Annotated in this window: 15 protein-coding genes; all 15 read left to right on the top strand. The window is 59.6% G+C overall.

Annotated features, from left to right (window positions below):
* The first annotated feature begins 178 nt into the window (after positions 1–178).
* Positions 179–1,345: a hypothetical protein gene (locus tag G606_RS0102795; RefSeq protein WP_196799994.1), complete on the top strand. Its 1,167-nt coding sequence runs from the start codon at positions 179–181 to the stop codon at positions 1,343–1,345.
* A gap of 808 nt (positions 1,346–2,153) precedes the next feature.
* A complete protein-coding gene (locus G606_RS0102790; protein WP_026644682.1) occupies positions 2,154–6,566 on the top strand; it encodes a SpaA isopeptide-forming pilin-related protein in 4,413 nt (1,470 codons plus the stop codon).
* A 172-nt stretch (positions 6,567–6,738) separates the two neighbouring features.
* Entirely contained in the window at positions 6,739–8,244 is a 1,506-nt protein-coding gene (locus G606_RS0102785; RefSeq protein ID WP_026644681.1) for a SpaH/EbpB family LPXTG-anchored major pilin, read from the top strand.
* Positions 8,245–8,422: 178 nt separating this feature from the next.
* Positions 8,423–9,310: a class C sortase gene (locus G606_RS09650; protein ID WP_051198435.1), complete on the top strand. Its 888-nt coding sequence runs from the start codon at positions 8,423–8,425 to the stop codon at positions 9,308–9,310.
* Between the two features lie 76 nt (positions 9,311–9,386).
* Entirely contained in the window at positions 9,387–10,433 is a 1,047-nt protein-coding gene (locus G606_RS0102775) for a Cna B-type domain-containing protein (protein WP_026644680.1), read from the top strand.
* A gap of 296 nt (positions 10,434–10,729) precedes the next feature.
* Positions 10,730–10,996, top strand: a complete 267-nt coding sequence (locus G606_RS0102770) for a type II toxin-antitoxin system TacA family antitoxin (RefSeq protein WP_231371393.1) — start codon at positions 10,730–10,732, stop codon at positions 10,994–10,996.
* On the top strand, positions 10,993–11,511 hold the full coding sequence (locus G606_RS0102765) for a GNAT family N-acetyltransferase (protein ID WP_026644678.1): 519 nt from the start codon (positions 10,993–10,995) through the stop codon (positions 11,509–11,511). The genes G606_RS0102770 and G606_RS0102765 overlap by 4 nt, the downstream gene beginning before the upstream one ends.
* Positions 11,512–12,196: 685 nt before the next feature.
* Entirely contained in the window at positions 12,197–12,505 is a 309-nt protein-coding gene (rplU, locus tag G606_RS0102760; RefSeq protein ID WP_026644677.1) for a 50S ribosomal protein L21, read from the top strand.
* Positions 12,506–12,564: 59 nt separating this feature from the next.
* A complete protein-coding gene (rpmA, locus tag G606_RS0102755; protein ID WP_024541051.1) occupies positions 12,565–12,816 on the top strand; it encodes a 50S ribosomal protein L27 in 252 nt (83 codons plus the stop codon).
* Between the two features lie 418 nt (positions 12,817–13,234).
* Entirely contained in the window at positions 13,235–13,891 is a 657-nt protein-coding gene (locus G606_RS10660; RefSeq protein WP_051198433.1) for a helix-turn-helix domain-containing protein, read from the top strand.
* 11 nt (positions 13,892–13,902) lie between these two features.
* Entirely contained in the window at positions 13,903–15,240 is a 1,338-nt protein-coding gene (locus G606_RS0102745; RefSeq protein WP_051198431.1) for a type II toxin-antitoxin system HipA family toxin, read from the top strand.
* A 267-nt stretch (positions 15,241–15,507) separates the two neighbouring features.
* Positions 15,508–15,657 carry a hypothetical protein gene (locus tag G606_RS11120; RefSeq protein ID WP_155802735.1) on the top strand — a complete coding sequence of 50 codons (150 nt, stop codon included), beginning with the start codon at positions 15,508–15,510 and terminating at the stop codon, positions 15,655–15,657.
* A 358-nt stretch (positions 15,658–16,015) separates the two neighbouring features.
* Positions 16,016–17,764, top strand: coding sequence for a GTPase ObgE (gene obgE / locus G606_RS09640; protein WP_051198429.1), 1,749 nt, complete (start codon positions 16,016–16,018; stop codon positions 17,762–17,764).
* A gap of 260 nt (positions 17,765–18,024) precedes the next feature.
* A complete protein-coding gene (proB, locus tag G606_RS0102730; RefSeq protein WP_026644675.1) occupies positions 18,025–19,161 on the top strand; it encodes a glutamate 5-kinase in 1,137 nt (378 codons plus the stop codon).
* 365 nt (positions 19,162–19,526) lie between these two features.
* Positions 19,527–19,979: IS607 family transposase (locus G606_RS0102725; RefSeq protein WP_034523221.1), on the top strand; the 453-nt coding region annotated here is incomplete at its 3' end.

Below are 19,979 nucleotides of genomic sequence, written 5' to 3'. Positions count from 1 at the left end.
GCCATCCCGCTTCTGTGTTTGGGGCGGTCGGGGCGGTTGGTTGCAGCCGGTTGAGAACGGGTTGGGTGCGTTGTGCGGCGGAAACGTTCACGGGGGCGCGCGGTTGTGAACGGACTGGGTGCGTTGTGCGGTGGTCGCGTTCGCTGGGATGCGTAGTTGTGAACGGGTTGGGTGCGTTGTGCGGCGGCGGCGTTCGCGAAGGGGCGCGGTTGCGAACGGGTTGGGTGCGGACTGCGGCGGCGGCGTTCGCTGGGGAGGGAATGTGGATAACGGTGGCGTCCGTACACAGGGGTCGGCGCAGGTGGCGGCGCGGTGGGATGAGCGGTTAACGTATGGGCTCACATCCTGCCGACTGAGTGGGGTGCGGAAAGGAGCCATCATGCGCAGACATGCGGTAACGGAGCGGCAGCTGGATGAGGCGGAGGCGGCCCGCAGATGCCTGCACACCACCGATGATACGGTGCAGCAGGCGTTGAGGCGTCGGCGCAGGGAGGGCGAGATCGTGTCGCCGATGCCCGGATTGTTCATACGACGCACGACCTGGGAGAAGCTGACGCCGATCGAGCAGATGTGCCATCTGGTTCGCGGGCTCGCGCAGATCCACCCTGATTGGGTTTTCGCAGGCGTCGCCGCCGCATGCATACTCGGTCTGTGGATCGACTACCGCACTGTGAACGAGGCGCTGCGAAGCGGCAAGGTCGATGTGATGTGCACGATGCGCAACGGTAAGGGAGACAGCCGCCATGTGCATCGCATCCGTTCGGATGCCGGATCGTGCATGCGCGTGGACGGCGTGAAGGTGACGACGCCGGAGCAGACGGCGGCCGACTGCGCGCGGATGCTGCCGTTCGACGCCGCGATGCAGGTCGTGTGCTGTGTGCTGCACAACGGCGTGGAACTGGCGTCGATCATCGGATGCGCGGCGCATACCGGCGAGATCGGCAAGATGGAGCGGGCCGTGTTCAAGTATGCGTCGCCGCTCGTCGAGAACGGCGGCGAGGCGAAGGCGCTGGCGCGATTCGTCCAATGCGGGTTCGCGGTGCCGCAGATGCAGGTGGTGTTCGTCGATCCGCAGACCGGGCGCACCTACCGCGTGGATTTCCTGTGGCTGACGAATGACGGCAGGATCATCGTCGTCGAGCTCGACGGGCTCGTCAAGTACACCGATCCGCAGATGACGAAGGGGCGGACTTTGGGCGGTATCATCGACGACGAACGCGAGCGGGTCGAGGGCTTGAAGCGTGCCGGTGTCCATACCGTGGTGCGCATCCGGATGGAGGACCTGAACAATACGGCGATGCTGCAGCGGAAGCTGTTGAACGCCGGAGTGCCAGTGCGGCGGTAGTGGGGTCGCGACCGTGCCGGTGTGGCTTTGCATGCGGCACGGTCAAAACATGGGCGGTTGCGATTGCGGTGGGTGCGGGTTGGGGCGGAAACGTTCGCTGAGAGACCTGTTTGCGATCGTTCGGGGTGCGGATTGACGCAGATGCGTTCACTGGGGTGGTCCGTTGTGAACGAGATGGGTGCGGATTGGGGCGGAGACGTTCACTGGGGCGGTTTAGGGGAGAGGAGAGCGGGGATTGGCAATGGAGGGGGCGAATTGATTGGAGAATGCGTACGTTGTCAGGAGTGGGGACGGGATGGGTCGGCGACGGCCTTATTACGGGGATAACCCGCAGGCACGGGCTTCCGATGGATGATGCGGGATGCTGCAAACGGGCCAGAACTCGCGCGGATACACGCTGATGGACTCGCATCGTGAAACGGATAAGTGAGATAGATTGTGAAAAGTGTGTGGGAAAGGCGCCGAATCGATTGTCGTAGAAGGGCTTTCGTGGTTGAATGAATCATCCACAGACAGTGGCTGCTGTTGATGCCCGACTCATTCCCACGGCGAAACGCCGATGCAAACGTTTGAGGAGTGCATCTTAAGCGGTTCAGTTTTGTTGGATGTACGCATTACCTTTCAGCTTCGGGTAAAATGCAGTACATATGTGAAACGAAGGCGTTGCCACCGGCAGAGGAGGGATGCGACTGCGAAGGATTGCAGACGGATTCACCGCAGCATCCAGCTGGTCGGCAATGCCAGAAAGCACTTGGAGGAAACGTCCCGGTCCACCTCGGCCCGGGAAAGAGCAAAAGGGGAAGAACCTATGAGGATGAAGCACGGGAGCGGCCGCGGGGAGGCCACATCGGCAAAGCCCCGCCTGCTCGCTGCATTCACGGCGGTAGCGATGATGTTCGCCGCCGCCGTTCCCGCGTTGATGCCGAAGGCGGCGAATGCCGATGACGGATTGGCCAATGGTAGCATCTGCGTGCCTGAGGACAAGCCTCTCGGTGACGACACCAGCAATGCCGAACAGGACAATGGCATCGCCACATGGGTTGGCAAGGATATGTATATCGGTTACCCCTCAGCCGGCGTGAAGGCGAATTACGGGAACGGCGGCAACACCCCGGGGCAGTCCTATGCCGTGGAAGCCGAAGGTGCCACGCTGGTCGGTGGTCGCTTGGCCATCCACAGTGTCAAGAACTCTTGGGGCGCAAACTATGGCCCCAACGGCGTAAACTACAGTGGCCGCGGTTTCCGCTTCGGCATTGTCGGCTTCGGTGGTCAGTTCCGTCCCACCGAGGGTGACGCACTGGTGATTGCCGGCAGCAACTCTCAGATGAGTGGCATGAAGGACGCGCGAAATATCGACACCAACGCTCTCGGTTGGAATGACAACCAGAACATTCCTGGTCGCGGCCGTGGATGGTTGGGGTCCAACAGCGCCAGCGAGCCTAACTACACTGCGAAGATCGCCGGTGGAGCAAGCGAAGCGATGGGTCTGCACGGTCTTACGCCCGGTACCAATTATCCTGGTCCGGATTGGAGCTGGACGTCCGTGTACAACAACAATGTTGAAAGCAATGTTCAGTGGGGCCAAACAAATCCTCTGAAGAGCGTTAACATTAGTGGCGAGACGAAAGACCGTAGTGGTTTCGGCACAACGATTGCCACGCAGTCGGATCAGTTGGCTGGCTTGCCTGAGACCGGCACATATACCACTACAACCAGCAGCCAGAGCAATTACAAGCGCACCAAGTACAATTCGGGTGGGGTATCCATCTACGATAGCAATCGGGATATTAAAACACGAACCATCATCGAGGCCACCTTCAATGTGGATGAACGAGTCATCAAGTTCACAGGCGACGGTACGAGCAAGCTGCAGGTGTTCAACCTTCCCGCTACAGAACTGCGCAACAATGGCAAGGGCGGTGTGTCTTTCGCATTCGAAAAGATTCCCACCGGCGCATCCATCGTCATCAACGTCACTGGCGAAGAGAACATCGAATTCAATAACGGTTGGCGGTTCTGGTGGGCTGGCGACAAGGAAATCGGTAACAACTGGGACCAGTATGAAATCGGCAATGGCTATTCGCTGTATGATAATACGAGCGAGGCCAAGCAGAAGGCGTATGTCGCCGCCATGAGCGCCATCATGTGGAACTTCAACAAGACTGCATCGTTGACCATCAAGGGTGGGCAGGCGTCGAACGCTAGCATCACGGCAAAGAAGGAATACAAGTGGCCGACCGGTGTATGGTATGACGGCGCTAACGACAACTTCCCAACAGGTAACTACAGCGGTACAGCAAGCGTATCCGACGATCCCGCGGCCGCCATGCTCGGCTCCATCATGATGCCCAACACCAATGGCGCCTTTGATGACCATGTGACCACAAACGGCCGCGTGTGGGTCAACGGCAACTTCTATATGAACAACCCCACCAAGGCATACCACTTCGGTGCCAATGTGGGTGAAGGCGATTCCGCCTCCATTATCGACATGGATCAGGAACGCCACAACAAGGGATGGAACGCCACTGTCAAGACCAACTGTCCGACCATCAGCTGGGAGAAGGTGGATGGCGACGGCAACGTCATCTCCGGTCTGCCCGATGGCTCCACCTTGGCTTCCTTCCAGGTCTTCGGCTCCAAGGACGATGCGGTCAACAACCGCAACGTCTTGGTGACTGTCACCGATAATCAGCCCCTCGTGGATCAGGATCAGGCACAGGGCAAGTTCCAGATTCAGAGCCTTGGGAAGAATGCGACCTATTACATCAAGGAGATCACAGCACCGACCGGATATGTGCAGAGTACGAACATCTACCGGATTGTTACGGGCAATAGCGATTCCGAGACCTACAGCACAATCGACAAGGTGTATACCGCTCAGGGTATTGAAATCACCAATGCAGACGACAAGGACCTCTCCGGTACGTCCGGCATTGTGAACAAGTCGGGAGGCGCCGACGTCGAGTGGGGCAAGTATGCGGAGGATGATACATCCTACGCTGGTCTCTCGGGCTCGGAGTGGACCCTCACACGTACTGACGCCGAGCCCAAGCAGGAGTGGACCATCCGTGATTACACGGCACAGGTCACCGGTGTGGAGATTTTGCATGACGGCACAGTGACGCAGTCGCTGGAGCTCACAACCGGTTCTCATGCACAACTGTCTGCCAACGTTCTGCCGGTTGGCGAAGTCATTCAGGATGTGAGATGGTCTTCCAGTAATCCTGGTTTGGTCTCGGTGAGCGCCACTGGCGAGGTCGTTGTATTGCGCAACACTGCCGATAATGAAGATCCGAACGTGACTATTACTGCACAATCCGTTTCGGATCCTACCAAGCAGGCGCAGATCACCATCGTATGTAAGCGGGTCGCCGTGCAATCTGTGACCATTCAGATGAATGGTTCGGATGTTGAACAGGTTTCCCTGCAGGAGGGGGAGACGAAGCAGCTCACTGCCAAGACCGATCCCGCCGGTGTGGGTGTGGAATGGAGTTCCAGCGACTCTAATGTCGTTGAAGTGGATGCGAATGGCCAGCTGACTGCAAAGAAGGCAGGTTCCGCTACCATCATGGCGAATGCGGGCGATAAGAACGATACCGTTACCGTCACGGTTAAGGCGAAGCCCGTACGTACCTCCACGGACGTGTATGTGAAGTGGACTGATCGTAGCCAGGCCAGACTGTACTATTGGAACGACACCACGAACAACAAGCCGTTCCCCGGTACAGCAATGCAGAAGGTCCAGTGCGGATCCGATTCGTGGTGGAAGCTCTCCGTGCCGCTCACTGGCACCTTTGAGGTGATCGTCACCGGCAACAACAATGATGATAGATACCCGGCTAACGGTAAACCCGGTACGACGGATATTCCAATTCCCGGCACGGCTGCCAGCTATTACATCGACGGCTGGTATGCCCCTGTGACTGAAGGAACGCCGCCTTCTGGTTGCTCTGTTCGCTCTGCGGCTCCGGCTCGTGCGCAGGCGGTCCCTTCCGTGGAACCGGTGATGGATGTTTCCAACGATGCGGCTCCGCAGGCCGAAGAAGCGACCGATCCGAGTGCTCCGCATGATGTCGATCCGCGTGTAGGCCGCTTTAAGATCGAGAACCTGCCGAACGGCACATACACGTTGAAGGAGTTCAAGGCTCCTACCGGGTACTGGCTCAATACGACGGAGTACGGCTTCACCGTCAAGAACGGTGAGTTGACGTGGACTGCAGGCAAAGAGCCGGATGTCCATGACAATGAGCATTGGATCTCCGATGTGCCGACCGAGTTCAGCTGGGACAAGATCGACGCTGGGTACTCCGAGAGCGACAATGTGAAAAATGGTCCGATTGCGGGTTCCGAGTGGAAGCTTGAAAAGTTCAAGGATGGCGACTATACGTCCGAGATCGAAAGGATCGAGGACTGCCAGCTTGTTGCGGCAACTGGCTGCAGCGGCTTCGACAAGCACTATGAGGCAGGTAAGTTCACGCTGAAGGGTCTTTCGGTCGGCAAGTATCGTTTGTCCGAAACGAAGGCTCCTGAGGGTTACAACCTTCCGGAGAACGTCTACTACTACTTCGAGCTCAGCACGCAGGCCCCTGACGACACCTCGGGCGTGATCTGGAACAAGGGCACTGCGACGAGCTACGACACGACCGGTTCCTTCACCGGCGCTAGTGAAGCTTCTGTGAATACTAACGCCGCGCCGAACTATCGCAAGACCGGCAATGTAGACTGGAACAAGGTTAATTCCGAGGACACTAGTGAACTGCTTGCTGGCTCTGAATGGAAGGTCAGGTTTAAGGCTGAAGGTACGGTTAATTACTCTGAGTGGTATAAAGTCATCGACTGCACGACTACCCCTACCGCTTGTTCCGTCCCCGGGAAACCGGATAATCAGCCGGTTTGGACCTATGACCATCACCCGAGCATCGGCGCGTTCCAGCTGCAGAACTTGGAATGGGGCGACTATGAGCTTGTTGAGACGAAGGCCCCCGATGGATTTAACCTGTCGGAGAAAACCTATACATTCACCGTTTCCAAGGCCAATGTAGACAAGAACATCACCATTCAGGGCGCGGAAGGCAGTGGCAACAACATCGCCAACGAGCCTGGCTTCGAGCTGCCTGAGACTGGTGGCGAAGGCAACACACTGATTGTGATGTTCGGGGTTGCGCTCACAGCGATATCGATGCTAGGCTATGCGGTAGCGATGCGTAAACGCGTCTAAGCAACATAGTCAACGATGAACAATTAAAGATTTGGGGCCGTCAACATCGGTTATCGCCAAGAGGCGGTCCCTCCCTTGCTTGAATCATCCGATTCTTTGCCGGGGGGAAGTAAAAAAAAGATTTTATGAATCATCTGATTTATAAAATTGACAATCAATCGAAGGAGATAACATGAAGAAGGTTTGGAAGGGCTTCGCCGCCGCGGTCTCCGCCGCTGCGATCGCCGCCACCGGTTTCATTGGTGCCACCTCTGCTAACGCAGCGGACACCTATAGCATCCAGATTACCAATGCCCCTGAGGGACATGTCTATCAGGCATATCAGATCTTTGCAGGCGATCTTTCCAACGGCACGCTGAGCAACATCAAGTGGGGCAGCAATGTTTCTGCTGACGGTCAGGCCGCAATGGGTGACGCTGCAGCGAAGGCAAAGACGCTCGAGGGCGGAAATTCTGCCGCGGCCGAAACATTCGCAAAGGAAGTCGATGACTATCTTGCCGGTACTCCGACGGAATCCGGCGCGTTCGGTACTCCGACCGGTGGCTATACCATCAGCAATCTTGTCGCCGGCTATTATCTTGTGAAGGATAAGGCTCCTACTGGCGACCCGAATGACTTCACCTACACCTCCTACATCATGCAGGTGGTCGGTAATGTAACTGTGGATCCGAAGACCGAAGTCCCGACTGTGGAGAAGAAGGTCCAGGACGAAACTACTGATGCTGAGGAAGGTGCGACTGACGGCTGGGGTGACTCTGCTGATCATGACATCAACGAAAGCTTCAAGTTCAAGCTCACGGCGACTCTTCCCGCAGATGCTTACCGTGACAACTACGTGAACCCGTATAAGGTCGTCTTCACTGATACCATGTCGGATGGTGTGACTTTCGAGAGCATTGCTAGCGTCAAGGTGAATGGGACTAATATTGACGCCTACGACTCTACTGCTACTGCGAATCAGGCAGGTGGCTCTTGGACTCTGACGATCGCTGATCTCAAGACGGCTGCCAGCCTGTCGTCCCTGAATGGCGAGATCACGATTGAGGTCATCTACAATGCTCACCTCAATACCAATGCAGTTGCGAATAACGAAACCGGAACGATTGGCAACACCAACAAGGTGAAGCTCGATTACTCCAACAATCCGTATGCTGATGGTACGGGTCATACGCCGGAAGACGAAGTCTACGTCGCGACCTTCCTGATGAACAACACGAAGGTCGACGCGGATAAGGACAACAAGCCGCTTCAGGGCGCAGGCTTCCGTCTCTATGCCTCTAATGGCACCACTGAGATTAAGATGGCCAAGAACGCTGATGGCACCTATTCCCCGATTGCGGATCAGGCTAACGGCACTGGCGTAGAAATGATCACCGGTGCAGATGGTCTGTTCAACATCAAGGGTCTTGATCACGGCACCTATATCATCAAGGAAACCACCACTCCTGCCGGCTACAATACGATGGCTGATAAGATGGTGACGATTTCCGCTACTCACAAGAATGATCACGTGGATCTTGGAACCTCGAATCTGAACAACATTGTCGAGAACCACAAGGGCTCCAACCTCCCGGCGACCGGTGGCATGGGCACGACGGTGCTGTACGTCGCTGGCGCTGCGATCGTCCTGATCGCCGGCATCGGTCTCGCGGTTGCACTCCGTCGCCGTCAGGCCTGAGTGACACCCCACAAGGAAAGGTGATATGAGGAATCGGCACTCGGCCAATCTGGAATCCCAGACTGACGGTAGTATCGATTCCTCATCCCTTACGCCGCCCGCCGGCTCCGCACAGGAATCGACGGGCGGCAGCCTTATGGAGGAACAGACCATCAACGCCACAAGCAATCAACCCACAATGAAGACAAAAAAGAAGAGCAACATCGGCATCAACCTGATGATCGCGCTCTTCGCACTCGTGCTGCTTGCCGGCATCGGGCTTCTCGTCTATCCGACATTCGCCAACTGGTGGAACACGCAGCACGCATCACGCGCCGTCGCCGGATACGTCGAACAAGTTAAAGACATGAGCGCGGACAAGAAGAAAGAACTCCTCGCCCAAGCCCACGCCTACAACGAACAACTCAACACGCTGCCGGACCGTTGGCACCTCACCGACGAACAGATGGACCAGTACAACAAGACGCTCGACGTCACAGGCACCGGAATCATGGGATACATCACGATCCCGAAACTCGAAGTGCGACTGCCTATCTACCACGGTACCGAAGACACCGTGCTGCAGATCGCCGGCGGACACCTCGCCGGATCGTCACTGCCCGTCGGCGGCAAAGACACGCACACGGCGATCTCCGGACACACGGGACTGCCGTCGGCGAAACTCTTCACCGGACTCGACAGTCTCAAAGAAGGCGACACCTTCGCATTCCACGTGCTCGACGACACGTACACGTATCAGATCGACCAGATACGCACCGTGCTGCCGAACGAAATGCGAGACCTCGACTTCGACCCCAATCAGGACTACGCGACCCTGATCACCTGCACCCCATACGGAGTCAACTCGCACCGGCTCCTCGTACGCGGCCACCGCATCCCCACGCCGGCGAACGCGGACGAAACACCATACGACAAGGCAGACAACCAGCGGACACTCATCATCGCGGGCATCGCACTCGCCATCGTGCTGTTCATCCTCTGGATCATCTGGCTCATCGTGCACCGCGGACGCAAACGCGGACGAGACGCCGTGTCGGGCACCCCGGCCAAACACGCGGGCCGCTGACACGGGCCGCAGCCACAACGCTTATAATCAATAAACAGAGAAGAAAGAACACCTCACCAACCCAAGGGGGGACAATATGGAACGGCTTACCATCGGCAAGCGCATCGCCACGGCAACGCTGTGCGCGGGCGCGTTGATCGCAAGCTTCGCCATCGGCCTGCCGAACGTCTACGCGGACGACACGGCCACGGACACGGAGGTCAACGACTCCATCACGACGACCGAGGATCGCACCGATCTCGCATCCACCGTCGTCGCCGGAGACGGTGAGGGCACCATCAACGTCCACTACGCGCACGACGAAGCCGGCCTCGAAGGCGTCGTATTCCACGTCTACAACGTGGCGAAGTGGGCAAACGAAGGCGGCTACGAGCCGATCGGCGACTTCGCTGACACCGAGAAGTACCCGGTGAACTGGGATGTGCTCAACGCCGATCCGCAAACCTTCCGCGACATGGCGAACACGCTCGCCGGATACATCGAAGTCAACGGCACCGAGCCGGCCGCCAGCGCAATGACCGACGCGGACGGTAATGTTACGTTCACCAGCGTCGGCGACGGCATGTTCCTCGTCACCGCGGACCGCCTCGTCGAGAAGACGCTCGAATGCGCGAGCTCGTCGATGCTCGTTGCGCTGCCGAACGTGCACGTCGAAGACGGCGCGAACCAGCGCGTCGTCAACATCGAGCCGAAGAGCGACTGCGTCGTGCCGGAAGTCAAGACCGAGACGCTCAACGTCAAGAAGGTGTGGAAGGATGCCGGCAACAACGACCGGCCGAAGTCCATCACCGTGGAACTGCTCAAGAACGGCGAAAGCCAGGAAACCGTCGAACTGTCCGACGCGAACAACTGGCAGCACACGTGGGCGGAGCTCGAATCCGGCAACGACTGGAAGGTCGTGGAGAAGGACGTGCCGGCCGGATATACGACGATCTCCGACTACGACATGACGGCGGAGGACGAGGCCAGCGTGACGATCACGAACACGAAGCCGGCGCCGCCGGTGACGCCGAAGCCGCCGGCGCAGACCGGTGCCGACATCGCGCTCGTCGTGGTCGTGGCGAGTGCGGCGCTCGTGCTTGGCGTGCTGCTCATCGTGAAGAGCCGCAAGAAGGAAGCGTGAGTCGCGCGAAGTGATAGCAGCGGCTGACGCTGATCGGTAGGGAAGGCCATCCGGGAGGGTGGCCTTCCCTCTTTTCTGATATTTGGGGTGTTGCTCGGGGGTTGCTCTGCGGTTGGTGGGTTGGGCGTGTTCGGTGGCTGATGGGGCCCGATGTGGCATGATTCGGGCGGATTGGTGGCCCGTTGAGGCGTTCTCAGCCCAGATAGCAGGGATATGGGGGGGGCGATCTGGGGCTGCTGTGGACCCTGATGTGGACTTGCATTGCATTGTACGGAGAACCTCCGTACAATAGTGGTATGGCAACGACTATGCGAACAGCCCGCATCGATATGCGGCTCACCGAACACGAGAAACAGCTCATCGAACAGGCGAGTGCCGCCACCGGCTCTCGGCTTACCGCATGGTGCGTCGAGAACCTCGTCAAGGATGCCAAACGTGACTTGTACATCACCGACATCATTCGGCTGTCCGACGAGGCCTTCAACCAGTTCGTCGAGCATCTGGACGAGCCACTGACCGAGAAGCAGAAGCAGTTCCTCACTTATCAGCCGGAGTGGGCATGACGGCGATGGCGTTCACGCGGCCGGAACGCGCCAAAACGCGTGTGGATTTCGCTGGATTCGATTGCGGGGAGCCGGTGGTCAACGGCTGGCTGAATCGTCACGGAAATGCATCCAACAAGAATGGCAGTGCCGCGCTATATCTGTCGTATCACAAGGACACGGGCGAGCTTGCGGGAGCATATACGCTCAGTTCCACGGCGGTGGTGCGTAGCGAGACCAATGCGCCATGGATGCAGAGCAATACTCCGATGCTGGTTCCTGCTGTCCTCCTCGGGCAGCTTGCGGTCGCCCGGCAATATCAGCATCAGGGCCTTGCGAAGGCGCTTATCCGCGACGCAGTGGACAGGACGCTGCAGCTTGCTCTGAATGTGGGCGTTCGTGCGCTCGTCGTGGATCCGCTGAACGTCGCGTTGACGGAGTTCTACGGGCCGCTCGGCTTTGAAGGATTTGCGGGAGAGACGCGGCTGTATTTCCGTATGCCGAACTATCCACAGGGATGCTCACAGGAGGGCTGAAACCGGGACGGCGCGCCCGGCTCGACGATCCGTGACGGCGGGATGTGGAGAGTGTGCGAAAATGGGACGACACGGCATGTTGACGGATGTTTGCGGGTATGCTAGAGCATGTGTTTCATGAATGATACGCAGAGTTAACTTCCGCTACCTATCATGGAGCTGATTCTTCCCCCCAACGGGACGCGCCACGACGGTGCGTCCCGCTTTTACGTTTTCGGCTGGGAAAGTGGGCGGGAGGCCGCCTGAATCTATGGTGGGAGCACCGGGGGCAGAAGGGACCCGAATGGTCGGTGAAATCGTTATCCCCCCTGTTATGTGAGTGACAACCACATTTTACCCCCCCGTAAGATGTGGGTGACAATCACATAATCAGGGGGTAACGGGAAATCGGCGGGGTGGCGGTGTATTTGGAGCGGGAGTGGATGCGCGGCGGCTGTGCGGTGACTGCGCGATGGACGTGGTGGCTATACGCTGGTCAGCTGGCGGGAGTAGGTTGGGGAGATGCAGACGTCGGGCAGCGCGGCGTCGGGTGGTGGCGGCGGTCGTCGTCATCGGGCAGCTTCATCGGCGTGTCGCGAATGCGCGACGGATGTTCATGGGACTGTGTATATTAGATTGCTGGTGTCTGGCCGCGAGGCTCGCACGCGCCGGACAGTAAGCTTCCCAAGTGAATAAAGGAACGAATATGTACGCGATTGTGAAGGCCGGCGGCCATCAGGAAAAGGTCGAGGTCGGCGATACGATCCTCGTGAATCGTCTTGCAGTCAAGAACGGCGAAACCGTGGAATTCCCGGTTGCGCTCGTCGTGGACGGCTCCAAGGTCACCGTTGCGGCGGCGGATCTCGCGAAGATCACCGTCAAGGCGGAGGTTGTGGACGACGAGGCCAAGGGCCCGAAGATCCGCATCCAGAAGTTCAAGAACAAGACCGGCGTTGCTCGTCGCAAGGGCCATCGCCAGAAGCTGACCGCTGTCAAGATCACCGAGATCGCCTGAGTTCGCTCAGACGGAAACGGCATCGGAAGACTACAGTCAGACACTGAAAGGAACTAGAAATGGCACATAAGAAGGGCGCGTCCAGCTCGCGTAACGGTCGCGATTCAAATCCTCAGTACCTCGGCGTGAAGCGTTTCGGCGGTGAAGCCGTCGTCGCCGGCAACATCCTCGTTCGCCAGCGCGGCACCAAGTTCCACCCGGGCAAGAACGTCGGCGTTGGCAAGGACCACACGCTGTTCGCTCTGACCGACGGCCAGGTGCGCTTCGGCGTTCGCCGCGACCGCAAGGTCGTCGACGTCGTCGCCGAGTGAGTGCACTGATCGCGTAAGCGGCATAGGCGCTGCGGGAGCGGCGTTAGCTGCGTTACATAGTTTTTGGGAGACCCCCGCCTTTTGGCGGGGGTCTTCTGTGTTTTGGGGTGGTTGGGTGGTTGGTGGGGATTGAGGTCAACTACGTACTGCCGTTTTGCTCGGAGTGGGCGCCCTGATGGCAGTCGGTGGTTGAAGTCAATCGCGTACTGCCGTTGTGCGGGGGTGGGGAAAGTCGGTTGTGGCAGGGGATGCGCACACGGAAGGTGGATCGTGGCGACGCGGGGACGCAATGGTACTGTCGCCGCGTGGTCTGCGTGTTAGGATGAACTAACATACTATGTTTTGTTAGATACGACTAACACTCTTCGTGATGTTATATACATCTAACATCATGGATGGCTAAGAGGAGGTGTGTGCGGTGGCATATACAAGCACGATCTGGTCCAGGAGACAGCTTGCTGTAGCGGTCCGCGATGCGCGCATCGCGCGTGGTTTGACGCAGGCTGAACTGGCTCAGCGGGTCGGCGTTTCCAGGCCGTGGATCAGCCGATTCGAAAGTGGGCATGTAGAGAACGCTGGGTTCGAGCGCATCATGAAGCTATTCGAAGTGCTGGATATGCGGATGGAGGTTTCATATGAGACGAACCAATCTGCATCTCGGACCCAGAATGACGGCGATTCGGTGTCGGCGGATGACGCGCGCAGCGCTGATGGCGCGCGGAGGGCGGACGGTGTCGGATTGGGTCGCTTTGCGGGTTCTGGAGGCTTTTCTTCTGCGGGGGTGGGGTCGTTGAAGGAGGCAGTGTCGTTGAAGAAGATCCCGGGGTTTGACGATGCTCAGTTGGAGAAAATGCGTAAGCGTGTAGATCAATGGATGCAGACGCAGCTCGCTGATAACGCGTTGGGTGTTTCGATGGAACGCCTTGCGGAGAGTCTGAAGCTTGACATCGCTCGTCATGATGAAAGCCTGTCCGAGGCGGTAAGGCAAATCACACAAGTGACGATTCCGGCGACGGCGAAGACTTCTGAGGCCCAGCGTGAATCCAACGACAGCCAAAGCCGCAGTCAACAATGAGGAAGGGAGATATGAAGGAACTTCATGTTCTGCTCGATGGGCAGCATATCGGAGTGCTCGCGGAGGACGACCATGGCCGGCACATATTTCAATATGATGCTGATATGGGGTCTGGCATGGCGCTTTCGCTCTCGATGCCGGTGCGTGGCGAGGCATGGTCAGGTCGACCTGTGGAGGCGTATATCGATGGGTTGTTGCCGGATTCCATGGACGTGCGTACTCGAATCGGAAACTTGTATGGAGTGAGCCCGCGTAATCCATTCGCGCTGTTGTCCGCGATCGGCATGGATTGTGGCGGGGCGGTGCAGTTCATCACGGAGGAGCAGCTTGCGGCGCTGCCGCTGCCGGAGGTGTGGGAGCCCGTCGATGTACAGGAAATCGGCGAACGATTGAGCGGGGCAGGAGGAGCGGTAGCCCATGCGTGGCAGACGAATAGGGAACGATGGTCGTTGAATGGCTCACAGGAGAAGATTGCGCTCGCATATGCCGATGGTCGAAATCAATGGTACGAGGCGCGAGAAGCTGCCGCGACTACGCACATAATCAAGCCGGGCGTCTCGCGACTGCAGGGTCAGGCTTTCAATGAGTATCTCTGCATGCGTGCGGTCGATCGGTTGGGTTTGCCGGCATCGGTCTCGTCATACGTGGACTTCGGTGGCGTGAGTGCCATCGTCAGTCGACGTTGGGATCGCGATGTCGAGGAAGAACCCACGGAGAGTAATCAACCACTGAAGGTGCATAGAATTCATCAAGAGGATCTATGTCAGGCGACGGGGGTCATGAGCGCTGACAAATACCAAAGCGATGGTGGTCCCGGCGCGGTGAGCATAGTGAAGTTCATGCGCGACAACGGATTCGCGGAGTCGAGTGTGGATTTGTTCTATTCGGCACTGATTGTGAATTACCTGTTGTGCGGGACTGATGCGCATGCCAAGAACTATGCGGTACTCGAACGGGAAGACCGGCGCCCCGCGCTGGCTCCGCTCTATGACATAGCGTCGATGTATCCGTATGAGGGCTATATTCATGGCGCTAGAAAACTGAAGGTGGCGATGAAGATTGGGGATGAGTATCGTTGGCGCTTTGCTGAGTTGAGGTCATGGCGGAAACTCGCTCAACTCTGCGGAGACAGTGGTGATGAAGATCGGATCCTCGACGGTCTCCGTGACTATGCGCAGAGACTGCCGCAGGCCTTTGCCGAAGTGGCCAGGGAAGAAGTGCTTAAAGTGTTTCTTGCCTACGGTCCCGATGATCCCGCTGCGATTGAACGAATGCAGGTGATTCAGGCGATACAAACCGGCTTGGCAGCGAAGTGTGCAGAAGTGCGAAGCTGGTTCGACGCAAATTGATGCGAAAGCTGTTGCGGCGGCGGCGATGGTGATGGCGAGTGGAAGAGTGAAGGCCGGTCCTTGCGGATCGGCCTTGCGCTTGACAATGGGTGACATCTCCGTATGAAACGGTTGCTCAGATGTCCACCATGATTCCATGATACCAGCTAGCATGTGATAGCCGCGTGGATGGTTTTGCTCGCTGTCCATGCGGACGCTTCGGCATCTGTCGGGGTGACGCTATGCGCCGCCCTTGCCGGTGGCGCATTTTGACAATGGAGTGGCATCATGTCCATCAAGAATCCGACGCCGGATGATTCCGGTGTGATGTTGATCGCGGTGTTAGCGGTTCTCGCTTCGAGGATCGATGCGCCGTACGCGTTCGCCGGCTGTGTGCTGGTGGTCGCGGTGATTCTCGTCCGCTGGTTGAGGCGGTGACGGATGCCGTCCTCGGCGGTTGCGCCGGGGGTGGCGTTTCTTCTTCGTCGGTAGTCAGTGCGGGTGGCGGTCTGTGCGTGCGGGCACCTCAATACTGCTGTCGTCGGTGGCTGCGGTGGCAGTTTCGGGGTGAAGTTACGCGCAGACTGCGGGCGGGGGCGGTGGCGGGGGCGGTATTTAGGTGCGGTCACGCACGGACTGCCGTTAGGAGCGGCTGTGGTGGCAGTATTTGGGTGTGCTCACCTTGATACTGCCGTGGGGGACGGTTGGGATGGCAGTTTGAAGGTGTGGGGACGCATGGACTGCTGTTGGTGGGAGAAGCGGAAGGGATAGAGGCGGTTGGATAGAATGGTCGGTTATGAGTGACTTTGTAGATCGAGTGACAGTGCATGTGAAGGGCGGAGACGGCGGCAACGGGTCGGCGGGCATCCGCAGGGAGAAATACAAGCCGCTGGCCGGACCGAACGGCGGCAACGGCGGACGTGGTGGATCGGTCATCTTCGTGGCCGATCCGAACGCGAATTCGCTGCTGGACTATCGGTTCATGCCGCATCGCACAGCCGAGAGCGGAACGATGGGACTCGGCGACACAAAAGACGGCTCGCAAGGCGCGGATCTGCGGTTGCCGGTGCCCGTCGGCACCGTCGTGTTCACCGCGCGCGGAGCGGAAGGCCAGCCAAAGAAGCCAGGCGAAGTGCTTGCGGATCTGCGGCACGCCGGCGACGAATTCGTCGCGGCCGCAGGCGGCGCGGGCGGCCTCGGCAACGCGGCGCTCGCCAACAAGACGCGCCGCGCCCCGGGATTCGCACTGCTTGGCGAACCCGGCGAAGAGCGCGACGTCATCCTCGAGCTCAAATCGATCGCCGATGTCGCGCTCGTCGGCTTCCCATCGGCGGGCAAATCGTCGCTCATCGCGGCTATGTCCGCGGCGAAACCGAAGATCGCCGACTATCCGTTCACGACGCTCGTGCCGAACCTCGGCGTCGTGCAGGCCGGCGACATGCGATACACGATCGCCGACGTTCCGGGCCTCATTCCGGGCGCGTCGCAGGGCAAAGGACTCGGATTGCAGTTCCTGAGGCACATTGAACGCACCGAGATCATCGCGCATGTCATCGATTGCGCGACGCTCGAGCCGAACCGCGACCCGGTCGCCGACTACCGCGCGCTCGAGAAGGAACTCGCCGAATACGCCGACGAACTCGAACTTCCGCTCGGAGCGATCCCGATCCCCGAACGACCGCGCGTCATCATCCTCAACAAGGTGGATATGCCGGAAGCGAAGGAACTCGCGGAATTCGTCAAGCCGGAGTTCGAAAAGATGGATCTGCCGGTGTACATCGTGTCGACGGCGTCGCACGAAGGCCTCAAAGAGCTCAACTTCGCGCTTGCGAACCTCGTCGCCGAAATGCGCAAGGACGTCGCCGAGCGCGAAGCGAGCGCCGAAGAAGAACGCGTCATCATCAAGCCGCTCGAGGAAGCGGGAACGCGTCGGCGCAACGGACGCAACGGCGACGTGCAGGAATTCACGATCGAACGCGAGCAGGACGGCAACGGCGACTACTGGTACACGGTCACCGGAACGAAGCCGGAACGGTGGGTCGTGCAGACGAACTTCGACAACGACGAAGCCGTCGGCTACCTCGCCGACCGCCTCGCGAAACTCGGCGTCGAGGATGCGCTCAGGAAGAACGGCGCTAAGCCGGGTGACGAAGTGCGCATCGGACGTGGCGCGCGCGCCGTCGCCTTCGATTGGGATCCAACAATCGCGGCCGGTGCGGAAATGCTCGACGGCGCGCAGCTCGGCACACGCGGCCACGATCTTCGCCTTGAAGAGGAAGACACGCGTGCGCGGCGGCGGACGAATTCGGAACGCCGTCGGCAGTACCACGAGATGATGGACGCGCGCGCCGCCGTGCGCGCCGCGATGCAGGCCGAACGCGAAGCCGGGCATTGGGCGGATCCCTCAATCGACGACGACCGGCACGATGAGACGTCGCTGTTCGGCCGCGGCGAACCAGAGGAGTATGAGGACGACGGTGTGTCGGACGCGGGTTCGGATCGCGCAGGGTCTGGTCATGCGGGATCGCAGGGAGACGAAGCGTGACGGGCGGCGACGGTCAGCCCGGAGCCGAAGGTCGGCTGCGGGCGGAAGACGGTTTAGCTGATGGCGTGGAGTCGGCTGTCGGCGCGCATCTGGCCGGTGTTGATTCGGCTGGTGTTGATTCGGCGGCAGGTGTAACGGACGGAACGGAGGCCGGGGCCGCTGTGGGCGAAACAGCGGTGGGCTCGGCGGCTTCGGCGGCAGGCGTGAAGGTGGTCGACTCGGTCTCCCCGGTCAGCGAGGTGCGCGGCGGCGCGCGCTCCATGATCGGCGCGTGGACGGCGCAGGAGACGCGGCGCGCGATCGCGGCGGCGAAGACGATCGTCGTCAAGGTCGGATCGAGCTCGCTGACACAGCCGTCCGGGCACTTGGACGTGGAGAAGCTCAACGCGCTGGCCGGTGCGTTGGCGAACGTACGCCTCTCCGGTGCCAACGTTGTCCTCGTCTCGTCGGGCGCGATCGCGGCGGGTTTTGGTCCGCTCGGATTCGCATCGCGACCCACCGACGTGGCGACGCAGCAGGCGTGCGCGTCGGTCGGCCAGGGGTTGCTGATGGCACAGTACGAGATGGCGTTCGGGCGGTACGGCGTGCGCGTTGGGCAGCTGCTCATCACTGCAGGTGACACGATGCAGCCGCAGCAGTACCGCAGCGCGCGGCGCACGATGGCGACGATGCTCGAACTCGGCGTCGTACCAATCGTCAACGAAAATGATGCGCTCGCAAGCAACGAGATCCGTTTCGGTGACAACGATCGCCTGAGCGCGCTCATCGCGAACATGGTGCGCGCCGACGCGCTCGTATTGCTCACCGACGTCGACGCGCTCTACACGGCACCACCGAAGGAACCGGGATCGCGCAGGATTTCGTTCGTGCCGAACGTGACGGCGATGATCGACGAGATCCGCGTCGGCGGCACCGGGTCGGGAGTTGGCACCGGCGGCATGGTCACGAAACTCGAGGCCGCACGCATGGCGGCGGTTTCGGGCATTCCGGCCGTCATGACATGCGCGTCGAACGCGGGGCCGGCGCTGATGGGCGATCAGGTGGGCACGGCGTTCGCTCCGGTCAAGCAGCGCGGTTCGGCGAAACGGTTATGGATCAAGTTCGCGTCGCATCCGCAGGGCACGCTTGTCGCGGATGCCGGCGCGGCCGCGGCCGTGCGTGCGGGACGGGCGAGTCTGCTCGCCGCGGGCGTACTCGAAACGCGCGGGGATTTCGCCGCCGGTGATGCGGTGTGGATCGACGACGAAGCCGGCAACCATCTGGCGCGCGGACTCGTCGCCTACGATTCCGAGGAGGTACCGGACATGCTCGGGCGCAACACGGCGCAACTGCGGCGTCTGCTCGGAGAGGAATACGCGCATCCGCTTGTGCACCGCGACAACCTCGTGCTCGTGTAGGGTGCACGGGGCACGGGTATGTTTGCGACGGCCGCTGTGGGTCCTACCTGCAGCGGTCTTTTTGCGGGTCGGTTCGTCGGCGGGGTCGACGGAACGGGACGCAACTGCGGTGATTTGTGGGTCGAGTCGTCGACGGGCGCGATGGAGTGGGACGGAGCGGGTCGGATGGTCGGCGGGGTCGATGGAGCGGGATGCAATCAGGCTGGTTTACGGGTCGAGTCGTCGAAGATGTTGACGAAACGGGACGGGTTTGCGGGGTGAGTCGTCGACGAGGTTGGCGGGGTGACGGGGGAAATCGGGTGGGGTCGTTATCTGTTGGTGTATAAGCTTGTTTTGCGTGGTTTGAATATGTTATACTTAGTTTCATGTTGGTGAAGGAATGGGCGGCCCGTGAGGGATTGCATCCGCAGACGGTGTGGAAGTGGTGCCGTGAGGGCACGATGCCCGTGCCTGTGGAGCATACGCCGACCGGCATGTGGCTCATCCATGACCCCAAATACGAGGCCCGACAGGCGCAAGCCCCTGCCGGCGGCCGCACGGTGTGCTATGCGCGCGTGTCCGGTTCGGACCAGAAGAACGACCTGCAACGTCAGGCGGACAGGCTCAAGGCATTCGCGCTCAACATGGGCGTCGAACAGCCCGAGGTCGTCGCGGAAGTGGGGTCAGGCATGAACGACAAGCGGCGCAAGCTCAACCGTTTGCTGGCCGACCCGGGTGTGGGCATGATCATCGTGGAGCACCGTGATCGCCTTGCCCGTATGAACGCGGGATTGATCAAAAGCGCGTTGAAGGCACAGGGGCGCAGGCTCATCGTCGTG

The organism is Bifidobacterium sp. AGR2158, assembly GCF_000424225.1.
Classification (GTDB): Bacteria; Actinomycetota; Actinomycetes; order Actinomycetales; family Bifidobacteriaceae; genus Bifidobacterium; species Bifidobacterium anseris.
Note: the sequence above shows the minus strand (reverse complement) of the source record. Positions and strands in the feature narration are given on the sequence as shown.

Bases quoted from the DNA above. Each gene is read 5' to 3' on its own strand.
- G606_RS0102790 (WP_026644682.1), top strand. From the start codon at position 2,154: ATGAGGATGAAGCACGGGAGCGGCCGCGGGGAGGCCACATCGGCAAAG.
- obgE (WP_051198429.1), top strand. From the start codon at position 16,016: ATGAGTGACTTTGTAGATCGAGTGACAGTGCATGTGAAGGGCGGAGAC.
- G606_RS0102775 (WP_026644680.1), top strand. From the start codon at position 9,387: ATGGAACGGCTTACCATCGGCAAGCGCATCGCCACGGCAACGCTGTGC.
- G606_RS09650 (WP_051198435.1), top strand. From the start codon at position 8,423: ATGAAGACAAAAAAGAAGAGCAACATCGGCATCAACCTGATGATCGCG.
- G606_RS0102770 (WP_231371393.1), top strand. From the start codon at position 10,730: ATGGCAACGACTATGCGAACAGCCCGCATCGATATGCGGCTCACCGAA.
- G606_RS0102785 (WP_026644681.1), top strand. From the start codon at position 6,739: ATGAAGAAGGTTTGGAAGGGCTTCGCCGCCGCGGTCTCCGCCGCTGCG.
- rpmA (WP_024541051.1), top strand. From the start codon at position 12,565: ATGGCACATAAGAAGGGCGCGTCCAGCTCGCGTAACGGTCGCGATTCA.
- G606_RS0102745 (WP_051198431.1), top strand. From the start codon at position 13,903: ATGAAGGAACTTCATGTTCTGCTCGATGGGCAGCATATCGGAGTGCTC.
- rplU (WP_026644677.1), top strand. From the start codon at position 12,197: ATGTACGCGATTGTGAAGGCCGGCGGCCATCAGGAAAAGGTCGAGGTC.
- proB (WP_026644675.1), top strand. From the start codon at position 18,025: ATGATCGGCGCGTGGACGGCGCAGGAGACGCGGCGCGCGATCGCGGCG.
- G606_RS11120 (WP_155802735.1), top strand. From the start codon at position 15,508: ATGTCCATCAAGAATCCGACGCCGGATGATTCCGGTGTGATGTTGATC.
- G606_RS0102765 (WP_026644678.1), top strand. From the start codon at position 10,993: ATGACGGCGATGGCGTTCACGCGGCCGGAACGCGCCAAAACGCGTGTG.